We start from the raw sequence: 13,206 nt of genomic DNA, 5'->3' as shown, positions 1-13,206 counted from the left end.
AATTTTTAGATTTTTAAGGCACAATATGGGTAACAGTAAACTTGAAGCACGCAAGAAAAAAAAAGTAGCACTAGTTGATATTGATGGATGTCTTCTTATAAAAGGTGAATTAAATCTCAATCTAGTCAAGCGATTACGTGAAGGTGGCTATGATGAGATTATTTTATTTACTCAAAGAAGTAAATTCGTGCAGTCATTGAATTTACCTATGCTAACCGATGATACACTTAAAAGCACGGCTGATGCGGTTGCAAGTCTTTCTGCAGCACTTGAAGGGAAACCAATTAAAGTATCTACTTCTGTGGACTCGATGTTTGGTGAGCAATTTGCTTATTTTGATCAATTAAAATCTTTTGAAGAACTTGTCCTTGTAAATGCTAGCATCAAGACAAAATTGCGCTTCCATCAAGCAAAAGTACTTGAAATAGAGACACTGAAGAGTAAATTAGAAACAGCCAGTGAACCTGAAATCAGTTAACTCAATGAGCAAATACGAGAACTTGAGACGTTCTTACTTCCAAAAGAAGAACTTGAGGAAATAAATAGAAAAACAGTTGCATTAGAGCAAGAGATTGAAAAAGAAAAAGCAGCCATAGCGCAATATCAAATTGATCATCCAGAATATAAAACTACGGATCCAGAAGGTTACCCCGTTAATAAGCAACAGCAATTAAAAGACGTGCGTGCAAAACTGACTCAAGATGGATCTGAATTGGAAGAAGATTATTTTGATGACAATTATTTAAATTTATTTGAGTTTGAAGAAGTTGAGAATAAACCGAATCGTTTTATGGTGTCGGAAAACAGGATATTATCTTTTGAGCAAGTAGGCCCCAATTTTGATAGTATAAATGAAGAAATCGCAAAGCTAAGAACTGAATATGAGCAGTTGATTAATGAGAAACTTGACCTGGATTTGTCAAATGCCCTCACATTGGATTACAAGCAACTTAAGGTATTGAATGAACCGGCTAAAACAGCGGTTACTAATTTACAACGGTTAAATACTATACAAGCTTCGATAGAAAAAGACAGTGAACGAAGTCTTGGAATAGGCTTGGATACTGCTGAACTTTATATGTCAACAAGAGCTTACATAAATGTTCCAACTATCAAAGAAGAACTAAAAAAAATAAATAATTTAATACAGTTTAACGAGGCGCCTGAGGAGGCAAAAGCCGAAATAGCAAAGCTAAAAACGGAATATGAGAGGGTGATTAAAAAGAAACTTGGAATTGATCCGTCAACAGCACTTGCAATGAAACCTGAACAAATTCAAGAATTGCAGAAACCGCATAAAACAGCAGTTACTAATTTGCAAAATTTGGTAAAGCTTCAAAATGGGGTAGAAACAGATGCTGCAGCATTTTATCTGGCAAAAGAACCTTATCAAAATGTTCATGATCTCAAAGAGGAACTAAAAAAAATCTATATTAAAACGGTTTATAGCCCTGCAAATTTAGAAAAACCGAGAGAACATGAATATGAAGTCACGCCAAATACTGTTGAGAACGTTTCTGAAGCGTTTAAAGAGCGATATAATAAGATGAGAGGAGATGAATTAAAGACCCATATTTTATTAAATTTTAAGTCCGAAATTGAGAAATTTAATACCGTAGAAGAAATCCAAGCTTATATGGATGCGTTTAAAGATACTGATGAATACAAAACACTTGAGACAGGCCAAGGAGGGTTTACCAGAGCAGCTCATAAAATGGGTTTAAAAAAATTGATTACCACAGACTCTGTGGATGCACTCAATAAAATCGTTAAAGATGCAAAGAAAGAAATTGAGGAAAGGGGAGTAGAACTTCCTAAAATGCAATGAATACAGGTTATCTCTGATTTTTATTCATCACCGAGGCATAGAGATATTCTGCATAAAATTGTCATCGATAGTTTTTTATTTGAATTCGCTAGCATGGGAACTAGCTGTGAAGTACACGAGGAGGAGCTACCACATCCATGTGGTTTCGCATCTTCCCTGATGCTATAAATTCCTTTTAAGACATCCATTGTCATTCCTCGTTCTTGTTAAGCATAACAAATTCCTCTAAAAGGTCATCACCATACTTGCTTAAATTTTTGTAAGAAATTTCTTAAAGTGATCCTTTTTTTCCAGAGTTAACCAACTTATTTATCTGGCAATACATCAATTTTAGTGACAAAACATTTCGTTTCACCACTCCAAGGAAGGGTATAGGCATCACAATGATAACTAATAATTACATGTTTATTATTTTGCATGGCAAAATCAGCCTGTTTTACCAGTTCTGATTTGAACTGTCCCAGAGTAAAATGAAAGGCACGGCCACTGGCTCCGCTGGCATTTTCTAAACCGCCCAGGATCATTTCTCCTTCATAGGTCCCCCAAAATTTACCTTCTTTGGCAACTTTAACAATAACCCCAGATTTTTGTCCCTTTTGTACCGTCCAGCACCCTGTTAAAAAACATAAGATAAGAAGTAAAATAGATGAGAAGAGTATTTTTTTCATAGTAGCTATTCTATGGTTAGAGTGACATGAACACTCTTAGTTAGTATTCTATTATTGTAAAGCAGTTTTACTCTTGAAGTAATCACGTTAAGTTGGATTCAGTTAAAAAGTTTTTCTCCAGTGAAATAGAAGTGTTTATGTTCCATATAAAATAAACTCCATAAACACTACGCCTCCCAATTATAAATTTGTCCCTTTACTGAATCGGCTAAAATAAAATTTGGTCTTATAATCGACAGTGCGAACATCTATTGATATATTCACCATTCTATTTTTCACTAAGGAAAAGAATGTCCCTAGAAAAAGCAATCAAAATAGCTCAGGCAATTTTAGCCGACATGCAAAAAAATATGGTGACTCGTAACAGTATTATCCCTTTATCTGAATTGCCTTTTGTTTATGAAGATGAAATCCAACAATATAGAATTAAATTTGGAAAATCTTTGGATTTACTCCTGCAATCCATAACGAATCTTAACTTGGTAAGAGATGCCTCGGAGGTATTAGTAAGAAAAATAAAAGATTTTCCGAACGGAGCTGTATCAACCTATATGATGAAACAGCTTGCAGTTGCTTATTGTAAAATGGGTTCCTGTGGTGAGTTTTCAACGTATGCTTTATTTGAATTATTAAAACAGCTTAAGGCGGAAAATATTGATTTGCCGATTACCTTCATTGCATTGGATAGTAAAAAGAAGAATGTATTTACAGGTGAGTCTTATAATCATGCGTGTCTTTTGCTTGGAGAGGTTGACATTAATCCAGGTGAGCCCATAGACAAATTTAAGAGATTACCTGATAGTGTGATCTGCTTTGATCCCAGTATAGGGTGGATTGCACCGGCAAATAAAATGCTAGAAATAAACCAGGCATTTTTTGCGGCGCACGAAATCGATCATGTTACTACACAGCATCCTGGGGTTATCCTTTTTCAGCCAAATGATAATGCTTTGCAGAAAAAAGTACTTAAAATTGAAGAAGCAGCTCGTATTTTAAGTAACGAAATATTAGAAAAATTAAAAGGAATACATGAGTTTAAACTGTTCTCTTTAGATGATAAATCATTGCCGAAATTAGCTAAGCATGAATTCAGTTTTATTAACCAAAACACTAAAAAAGACTATGAAGATGCGTTAGAGAAATGTACAAGCTCTCTTTTTGAAGACAGTTTATCTCATTGGAAATATTATCCTAAACGTGATGGTGAAAAAGCACGTCCAGCGCAAATTTTATTAACTGTAAAAGATGAAGATAAAACAAGGGTTATCCTTGAGCATTTAATAAAGCATAAAATAACAGGTGTTCATCCGACAATGCAGCGTGTACAAGCAACTGGTGATTATGCAATATTGATTGTTGAACCCAATTTTGCCCAGCTGCGCGATTTACCAAAGATAGAAAAAAATCAGAAGGAGCATGATGAGGGTTTGTCACATGCATCCCTAGCAGTAATCGCTTAATTGGTTTAAATATATTCGCATAAGAGCTCAATCCTATATAATCTAATTTACCTGGTTGCTTGCAACCGGGTATTACCAAAAAGATACAAGGGTTTAAGCGAGGGAATTGGCAACAGACCCTAGCCTTAAAGACTCTTTTTCATTTTTAAGATGGAGTTAATTCTTCATTTGTCTCGCTCTTATAGCGTTTTATTTTTTTAAATAAACGAAGTAACTTGATATTGAGCTTATTTTCTAATTCTGCAAGGGACATTTGATAGTTGTCTAAATGCAAATCTTGAACAGAAGATTTACTGGCAAATAAAATATAATTGTTGCTCACTGTTGGACAAATAAATAGGTCAGCAAAATAATCTTGCATGTATTGAATAAAAAAGGAGTCCAGTTTAGGAAGTTCATGAAAATTGATAACCAGCCAACCCTGATCATCCAAAATACGATGCGTTTGTTCTATAAATTGTTGCTGAGTTTGAAATAAGTCCATTCCATAATCAAGATACAGATCAGCAAAAACTATTTGAGTCCCTTTGCTTTTTTGAAATTTGATTGCAACTTGTGCATCTGCAATCAATATTTCGATATTTTGGGCTTTCGGCAATTGAAAAAAATCCACTGCGGCGGCATACACTTTTTCACGTAATTCGATACAAAAAAGGTGGCATTCAGGCAAAAGAAAGTGAAGGCAGTGAATTAAGCTTCCTCCGCCTAGTCCTAATAAAGTGATATGGCTTGGTTTAATCAATGCAAGGACTAACACCATGACACGAGTATATTCATGTACAGGGATATAAGGATAGTGAATGTAAATGCCGGTTTGATCGTAGACTGGGTCGAAGTTTAACGCTCTAATGTTTTTTTTATCGACTACGAAAATATCGCCCCAAGAATCATTCGTGCGATAAATGACAGTATTTCCAAAAAAATCATCATTATTTAAATTCTTAGAGCCCAATTGTATGTCCTTTAATACAGCAAAAGGTTCTAGTATTTCATATCATGTTCCAAGACACTATTTTTTATTTCATAAAAAAGTAGTTTCTTGCTATTTCCGCCTATTTTGTCATTTCTGCGAAGGCAGGGATCCATCTCTCAAAATAGTTCATAACTCAAATTAATTTACTGAGGACTGTTCAACTCAATTGTAAAGTATTTTTGCGAAATTAGAGAGAGAATATCCTCACAAGGCTTAGGATGTACATTGTAAATGGAGCCCTGCCTTCGCAGGGATGACAGCCTTTTAGATACCATTATGACCCTAGGCCTTGGGTTTTAACATTCCTTAGCCTATGAATTCACCCAAATAAAAATTGAAACTTACATGAAATTAGAAGAGGGTATGAATGTTTGACTCTGTTGGGAGGGGGTACCCTGTAGCGCAAATACACCAAGATGAGATGCTGCTTTGGCGCTACCAGGTAACAGGGAAGCCATTTGTTTTTTAGCAAATACCTTTTTATCATCAAGCAGGATAGTACCGTTGCCATCGGTAATCGTTAAATGCAGAGTTTCATTATCCTTATATTGGTTTGGCTTTAACGCAACAAATTGTCCTGACATATCACAAGAATGAACGTATTCCTCTGATTTGGCATCGAGGTCGGAGCTATTTGTAACCTCTAAACGACAGGTGAATAATTCTCGAGCTGCCGCCCATTCCTGTAACTTGCCTTTTTTAGATAAGGCTTCAGTAAAATCAATCGTATCTGTATCGAGAACAAGAGAACCAAATACCTCAGCCACATGATGTAAAACCTCGGGCTGCGTTGTACCATAGCTCAAAATGAAAAATTTATTACGTACAGGAATTAATGAGGAGCCTGATTTTACGGTTGTAACTGTTTTCTTCAGTACTGCTATCTCGTTATCAAGATGTCCTTCTGTATTTTCGCCGTCAGTAAATAATAAAACATTATTATGCTGTGTTGATTGTGCGAGCGCAGTCAATTTATCGGAGACTGTCCCGAAAAGCCGGGTTGCTCCAACAGCTTTTAATGTTGTGATATCCGTAGCTAACTGAGAACGATCTGATTTTCGATAATTGCCTATTCCCACCTTTTTAGTCGCAGTATTAAATTCAGTGATATGAATGACCGCATCAGGTTGAAACTCGAACAAAGCCTCGGCAAATTCGATTACACTTTTTTTCAATGCATCCAAACGTGCTCCACCCATACTGCTACTTGTATCCAAAACAAAATGATAGGCAGGGGGTGTGATTGCATTAGGAACAAAAAAGTAAGGAGTTACTTCAACTGTATTCTCATTTATTCTTTTCTCTGCATAAAAAACCTTTTTCTTTTCAAAGGAATCTGTGTCAGCAAAGAGCAAAGGTGATTTTCCATCAATTAAAATAAGTTCTTGTTTATGAGTTTTTAGAAATTCCTTGATGTTAAATTTGATTTTCTCCCCTTCAATGCTCATATACTTATAATTTAAAGAATTAAATAAGGGAGCATAAGCAGCAGATGGAAGTTGGATATTCACGTACTCCTGTTCTTTATCAAGTGCATATTCCAATCCCATCATTTCTAAAACATTCAGTACAGCCAGACAAGATTTTTTATGTGTTTCGGTCATTGCACCATCAGAGCAAGCCGCTTGAGCAATTTCATTGGCCAATAACTCAGCAATACTCATGCGTCTAACAGAAGGTTTTATTCCATCCTTTTGTAGAAGTTCTTGCAAATTCGTTACTAGGGTTTCAGCGTCTTTCAGGGTTTCTGAGGTAAAAATAACGCGCTCATCCTTACATGAAACCTGGGCATTATTTAAATTAACCCCCATAGCTTGCAACAGCGCCACCATATTTTTTGTACGTAACACATTATTAACAAGATGTCCCATAAATCCCTCGTTTTATTAAAATAAATGCACAATTATCCAGGATAATACACAAAAGAAAAAAATAGGCAATTGCGCTTACTATTCCCCAATTATTTTCACTAAGACTCTTTTATCGCGGCAACCATCGAACTCACCGTAAAAAATTTGTTCCCATGGCCCAAAATCAAGGTTTCCTTCAGTAATGGCTACTACGACCTCCCTTCCCATTATTTGTCTTTTGATATGGGCATCGGCATTATTTTCTCCAGTATTGTTATGTTGATAATGCGAGATGGGTTCGTGGGGCGCAATGTGTTCTAACCATTTTTTATAATCTTGATGCAAACCTTCTTCATCATCGTTAATAAAAACAGAAGCAGTAATATGCATTGCATTCACTAAAACAAAACCCTCCTGAATACCGCTATCGTTTAAGCACTCGCGTACTTTATCGGTTATATTTATAAATCCCATGCGTGCAGGAACATGAAACCATAATTCTTTTCTATAAGTTTTCATTGAAGACCCTCGAAGTAAATATATCGTTTTTAATAGACTTCCCTCCGTTTGATTGTACAAATAATTTGGTTTGAAAGTTTATATAGAAGAAGGGTGAATAGTTATGATTAGTAATTCTCCATACATGAAAAGAAATCTGGATGATATACGAGCAATAGCTGAATTTAAAGCAATTTATCAACAAGTAACGCATGAAATGATAGAAACAGAGCGGTGAACATCTGAAGAAAGGGAGGCCATGCAGTTGTTCTCCGAAGGCCATGATCCCCAATCGGTTTATAAGTCGTAGCCTGGGTGCAGCGAAGCGGAACCCGGGTACTTAATTGATTCAACTATTTTAGAGTGAGTTGCTCTGAGGTTGTGTGTACTGTGTTATTGTCGCCTGGCTTAAAGAATTGTGGTCCAGAAGATGCTGCGTGCTTACTCAAATAGTCTAAAAACTCATTCATTAGAATTAATTGATTTTTAAAATCCTCTTCTAACTGAGGATTAGTTAAGCGTTTTTCTTCAAACATTTTAATTGAGAGTTTAAGCGCTTCTGCTGGTTCAAGAGGACCGCCGCTTTTATCTTGATAGGCGCTCAATTCGGAAGATATTTCACTTTGAATAATAATGTAGGGTAAATGACTCTCTATGGCATTATAAAAAGTATGGGTAAATAAAGATTCTAATTGATTTTTGAGTTCGAGCTGATCTTTTGCAAACTGGTTGATGAATGCGTTTTTAAGTGTAATAAATCCAGTTAATGTTTGCCCCATGGAATGTTGTTTGGAAATCAATGGCCTATGGCCAAATTTTTTTAGATTTTCATTGACGTAAGAGTAATAATCCGCTGCTTGTCCGCCACGAAATTGCATCACTCCCTCACTATAAAACCATGTTGTCAGTTTATCGTGTTCTAAGGAGGTTGTTTCGGCAACTTTATTGATGAAGGTACGCATTTCTTTTTCGTAAATGCTAAACGTAGAGAAACTAGGCATGAAAAATCCTTATTCATTCAATTTAAAAAATGAAAGACTACAGAAAATATCAAAAGGGGTAAAGAGCTGTTTTATAAAAAACAGAACATTGCGATTTTATGGAATGTGCTGCTTAATTTAATAAGTTTATTTATAAATGATATTTAATTTGGTCGTAGATAGAACCTTCTATTCCTATATGAAAAAAACCATCAAAGGTGTGTAAGGGTATTTCCATTACCTGCGCAAAAGTGTGATAGATGGAGTTACTGTTGATGGTGGCAGATAAAGGAATTGTGAATCCGTAAGGGGGATAATTAAGATCCAAATCATTAATTGTTTTAATCGCTTTTATTCCTTGCAGCCAGTGTTGGACACAATCTTCTTTTAGATACACTGTGCGGTGGACATGAATAGGTAATGCAAAAGTACCTTGTTGCAAACCATATTGATTGGCAAATTCAGTATCATAGGCAATACAGTACGCTTTTAAACTATGATCTTTATTGTAGCCAATGGGTACTATATTCCCACTTTTTCTTGACGTAGCAAGGCCATGTAATTGAGCGATTACGTTATTACTTTCAATCTCTCTTAAAATCCAAAAATCATGGGCAAAACGATTAAAAAAGGGGATTGGTAACTGAAACATGGCTGCTTGAATGCAATATCTTCGCATAAATATCTCCCAGTTCAATGTGTCCCTAAATTCTTTCTCTTTGTGCATGTCCATCATGCTAAGCATAGAGCTCTATTTTGTAGTTTAGTACAGTCTATTGGTGAATTTAGAAATTTAGCCAATTGATTTTTGATACCCCCTCAAAAAGCAATAGGATCTATGATTAATCCCTGATCGGATAGGTAAGCAGTGTCTTACGCTATGTGGTAGCTCATCAGTAAAAATTAGTGGGCATTTATCCCTCTAATTTTTACTGTTTCAATCTTATTAATCTAAAAGCATCGATTCAACGAAATCTTCTGATACAGAAGGAACGTTTCGTTGTATTTTTGCTTTAAAAAGCCCATGTTTCGTTAATGGTATTCCAACTTTAGAGGCCTGATTTACATCAGAGTCTGGATCACTTTCTGTGCCGCTATCTATTGTTAAGCTATTATCTATTATGGGGATGTCATCGATTTCCAAGTCGGTTTCTGAGAAACTGTCTAGTTCCAAGATGTTATCCATTTCAGGCTCATGATGCGTGTCTGAACTATCATCCAATTCGGAGTCCGTTTTTTTCTGATGGCTTTTTTTACTGTGTAACTGCTCACTTAAATAGTCAGCAAGTTCATTTTGATCACTTGAAACCGCTTTATTAAAAGCAATCCTTAGGGATTTTTTATTGGGCGAGTGTGCAGGAGGTGCACATAAATATCGAGCAATTTGGGGGTTTTTAAGTTTCACTGCCAAGATTAGCCCCTCTTCAACATCTCTTTGATTGAGTGCCTCCATTTTATTGGTACATAAGTAATCAACAATACCCAGCTCTCCATTTTTCACACCAAGAAGAAAAGTGTGTTTTACAACCGATTTGCCTGGGGAATTTTGTTCCCAACGACAGAGGGCACTAAATAGTTCCGCTTGCCCGTGCTTGGCGGCCCAATACATTGCTTGATTGATAACATGCTGAGCCGGTTTGTTTTTAATTGCCATGGAGCAAAAAAACTCAACTAAAGCTACCTTTCCTGTTTTTACAGCAGTCATAATCCCTTGATTTACCAAAGATTGATTGGGCGGATAAATGGATGAGTTATATAAATAGCTAATAATTTCCTTATGTCCATTAAGGATTGCCTGTTCCACTGCTTTTTCAATAATTGCTCGCGGTAATTTTTCAGGTAAATCGTGAAGGCATTGAACTATGGGTAAATGACCTAACTGACAGGCTTTTACAAAAGCTCGCTGGATCACGTTGGGCCGTGGAATGTTTGTTGATAAAGTACAAAACCGTTGCATTGCCTCCAGCTGCATTGTGGTTGCTGCATGAGTAAATGTCTTTTCAATCGTTAACAGCGAGGGAGGATGTTTTTCTGAGTCTGCAATAAATAAGGCAATATCCCAAAACTCCAATTCGACTGCCAACTTAAATAATTTATTAATCACGGATTGAGCGGGCATTTTATTAGAAAACTTGTAGAAATATTCAACAACATTGAACTTGTTATGCTTAATTGCTTGATTAAGGATTTGAATCACTTCGGCAGTGGATGGTTCATAATCGTAAGTATCTAAAAGGTATTTTATAATTTTAATCTGGCCGTGCTCTGCTGCTTGGAGTATAAGCGTTTCAATTTCTTCTTCACTCAATTGCACGTTCTTATTTTGGCAGAGCCTTTCTACAAATGCCCATTGATTTGCTTTTGCTGCTGTAATTAGTGCCTTGTTAAAAGTTTCTGGCGCAATGTGATCTTTCAATAGAGAAAGTAGTCCTAGATTGCCATGTTTTGCGGCCTTAAGGAAAATTGTTTTTCCTGCATATTCTTTTTCTACCCAATCAAGCCGATGTACTGGATAACTTTCCAGTTTTCTAATAATTTGTTCCCTAATCGATTCATTATCAATGACTGCAAGAATTTCAATAAGAATACGTTCGTATTCGCTTACTCCATTTTCTTTGACAACAGGAGGCAGGGACAATGATTCGATAAAGGCATCCAGATCAAAAAACTCTCCATGAGAAAAAAAAGTAATTTCGGCAATTTTTGCCTGCAGAGCATATTTATGATTGAGATTGAATTTAGCTTGGGGTGAAATAAGATCAAATACAGCAAGTTTCCGAGTCGCATCAACCCAAATATCTTCGATAATATGATAATTGTGGCTGCTGAATGAAGGTTCAGTGGCTTGTTCAATAATACAATCATTGACTTGTTTTTTTATTTTTTCACTGTATTGGGTAAGTATCCGTTTGCAATCTGGGTATTTCCTTAATTGACGCAATAGTTTTTCATCTTCTAACAGAAGTGGATGGTGCACCAGATTATCGATAACTGCTTGGAATACGAGCTGCGTTAGCGGATTTTTTTTCTTCGGAAGCATCGAGAATAATGCCATTAATTGAAAAATAATTTCTGGCTCAGAAATATGTTTCACGGTAATTTGATGGATAAACTCGGTAATATTTTTTTCATTGATGTATTCAAAAAGCTTCGGTTTATAAGGCAATAGGTAAAATACAGCGCCTTCATTCTTGGATAGTAAGTGTTGTGCTGTATGATCATCGATTAAAGCAGCTAAATTCTCCAGGACTTGAGGAGAGGATGCTTGGGCAATATTATTAATAAGCCTGGGAATTTCTTTGGTTACAATTTCTGGCTGATTCAAGGTTTGTCTTAATGCTTCCAACCAGGTTAAATTTTTATGTTCTACTGAAGTAATTACCGCTGCAGTTAGAAAAGTCGCACCAAAAAGCTCATGTAAAGCCAAAAAATTAGCTGTTGTTAATGAAAACTCTAAAGATGGCGGTTTTGGTGAGATACTCTGAAGTTCTTTCTCGCTCAGAATTCCATTGAGTGCATAGTGTTGAAATCCTCGTTCATCGCTACCTGTTTTCTGGGCTGTTTCTACAAGTAGTTTAGCCTCGGGAAAGCGACTAAGCAAAGCATATAAATGAAAAACTTCGTTGTCTTCTGAGCTCAAGGTAAATAAGTGATATTTAAGAAAATCATGAAGTAGATAAGTTTGGAGAATTTGTTTTGTACTGACATGACGCTGCAATAGCCAGAGTATTAATGCCGCAAACTGTTCTGTGTCACTAAGCCACTCCCTACATAATCCAATGATTCCAAGGGGATTTTTTTGATTGGATAACTGTTTGCTTAAATAACCTAAATGGTCTTCAACTCGTTTTACTGCTTCCTCATGTTTTTGCTCACATAACTCAAACTCAGCTCGTTTTTGAATTTCAGGATGATTTTTAAATAATATTTCGTTTTGTTGATAAAAAGAAAGGGCACTTTCCTTGTCTTGATGCAATAAAGCCGCAAATAATTCATTCAATTTGGCATTTTGACGGAGGTCTTCTTTTGGTGTTTTAGGCAGCAGATATTTTAAGGTGACTAAAAATAAAGAACTTTTGGGATCCTCCGCGAATTGCTGCCTGCAAAACTCAAGATAATCCATAAATAGGATGTGTTTTTCTAACTTGCTTTGAGCATCTCCTGGTTCAAGGCCGCTTAATTTGGCAAGCCGTACCTCACTTAGAAGCATGCGGTTTATTTTTTTTGCTTGAGATTGTTCCAATTTGAGAAGGTCTTGCGATAGGTGTTGATTGACAAGATGAAATGATTCTTCATCTCCTTGAAACCAGTTAAACAAGTCACTAATGATCATCTTTTGTTCCGACAGGATAACATAAGGGTAAGATGTACCACAAATGATCTTGAGTCAAGATATTATTTATACTTTGAGATTTCAATTTGATCTTAGTGATATTTAAATGCAGTTTTTATGAAAAAAAACATTAACAAGTTAAAAATAAAACAAATTAAAAGAGGATTATGGCAAAAAAGAATTAAAAAAAATCATTGATTATCAATACGTGTTAATCGAACGCTCTACTAAATCCATATTAGCAAATATGGAGTACTTCAAAGCGATTTCATGATGAACTAAGAACAATTTTCCTAGAGATAACGTGGTTTTTAGTGATTCGATTACATGTGTGAAGTGATTTGAAAATGAACCAAATAAATTAAGTCTGATTAATGGGCGCATAATCAGACTTATAAGCAGACTAAGACGAGGAGGATAACCACCTCCCTGTGGTATAGCGTCTTCCATGATGCTATAAATTTCCTTTTAAGACATCCATTGTCATTCCTCGTTGTGTTAAGCATAACAAAATGTTCTAAATTATCATCGCCTTTTTAGCTCATATTCGTGTAAGAAATTTCTCAATCTTGAAAGAGATAAGCAATGGAACTTTTCTAATCCATGAGGAATAATT

General features: G+C 35.8%; 11 protein-coding genes. 3 read left to right on the top strand and 8 right to left on the bottom strand.

Annotated features, from left to right (window positions below; all coding sequences use genetic code 11):
- Nucleotides 1-25: 25 nt before the first annotated feature.
- Both DY223_RS14990 and DY223_RS14985 read left to right on the top strand, forming a co-directional pair.
- Complete coding sequence (locus tag DY223_RS14990; protein WP_058458209.1) at nt 26-478, top strand: hypothetical protein; 453 nt, start codon at nt 26-28, stop codon at nt 476-478.
- A 201-nt stretch (nt 479-679) separates the two neighbouring features.
- The gene (locus DY223_RS14985; RefSeq protein ID WP_058458208.1) at nt 680-1,828 is read left to right on the top strand and encodes a hypothetical protein; all 1,149 of its coding nucleotides are present in this window, start codon (nt 680-682) and stop codon (nt 1,826-1,828) included.
- Nucleotides 1,829-2,133: 305 nt separating this feature from the next.
- Here the strand turns inward: DY223_RS14985 and DY223_RS14980 are convergent, their stop codons facing one another.
- Nucleotides 2,134-2,496 carry a hypothetical protein gene (locus DY223_RS14980; RefSeq protein WP_058458207.1) on the bottom strand — a complete coding sequence of 121 codons (363 nt, stop codon included), beginning with the start codon at nt 2,494-2,496 and terminating at the stop codon, nt 2,134-2,136.
- 290 nt (nt 2,497-2,786) lie between these two features.
- Between DY223_RS14980 and DY223_RS14975 the strand changes: the two genes are divergently transcribed.
- Entirely contained in the window at nt 2,787-3,956 is a 1,170-nt protein-coding gene (locus DY223_RS14975) for a hypothetical protein (protein ID WP_058458206.1), read from the top strand.
- A gap of 145 nt (nt 3,957-4,101) precedes the next feature.
- Here DY223_RS14975 and DY223_RS14970 read toward each other — a convergent pair whose 3' ends face one another.
- From DY223_RS14970 to DY223_RS14940, 7 genes are all read right to left on the bottom strand, one after another.
- On the bottom strand, nt 4,102-4,908 hold the full coding sequence (locus DY223_RS14970) for a class I SAM-dependent methyltransferase (protein ID WP_058458205.1): 807 nt from the start codon (nt 4,906-4,908) through the stop codon (nt 4,102-4,104).
- 362 nt (nt 4,909-5,270) lie between these two features.
- Complete coding sequence (locus DY223_RS14965; protein WP_058458204.1) at nt 5,271-6,800, bottom strand: VWA domain-containing protein; 1,530 nt, start codon at nt 6,798-6,800, stop codon at nt 5,271-5,273.
- Nucleotides 6,801-6,878: 78 nt separating this feature from the next.
- On the bottom strand, nt 6,879-7,298 hold the full coding sequence (locus DY223_RS14960) for a secondary thiamine-phosphate synthase enzyme YjbQ (RefSeq protein WP_058458203.1): 420 nt from the start codon (nt 7,296-7,298) through the stop codon (nt 6,879-6,881).
- Between the two features lie 332 nt (nt 7,299-7,630).
- Entirely contained in the window at nt 7,631-8,278 is a 648-nt protein-coding gene (locus DY223_RS14955; RefSeq protein ID WP_058458202.1) for a hypothetical protein, read from the bottom strand.
- A 130-nt stretch (nt 8,279-8,408) separates the two neighbouring features.
- On the bottom strand, nt 8,409-8,936 hold the full coding sequence (locus DY223_RS14950; protein ID WP_058458201.1) for a hypothetical protein: 528 nt from the start codon (nt 8,934-8,936) through the stop codon (nt 8,409-8,411).
- Between the two features lie 267 nt (nt 8,937-9,203).
- On the bottom strand, nt 9,204-12,590 hold the full coding sequence (locus DY223_RS14945) for an ankyrin repeat domain-containing protein (protein ID WP_058458200.1): 3,387 nt from the start codon (nt 12,588-12,590) through the stop codon (nt 9,204-9,206).
- A 201-nt stretch (nt 12,591-12,791) separates the two neighbouring features.
- Nucleotides 12,792-13,040, bottom strand: a complete 249-nt coding sequence (locus tag DY223_RS14940; protein ID WP_058458199.1) for a hypothetical protein — start codon at nt 13,038-13,040, stop codon at nt 12,792-12,794.
- Nucleotides 13,041-13,206: the final 166 nt, after the last annotated feature.

Source organism: Legionella bozemanae (assembly GCF_900450575.1).
In the GTDB taxonomy this organism is placed as follows: Bacteria; Pseudomonadota; Gammaproteobacteria; order Legionellales; family Legionellaceae; genus Legionella; species Legionella bozemanae.
The sequence above is the reverse complement of the archived record's forward strand: the minus strand, read 5'-3'. Positions and strand labels throughout refer to the sequence as shown.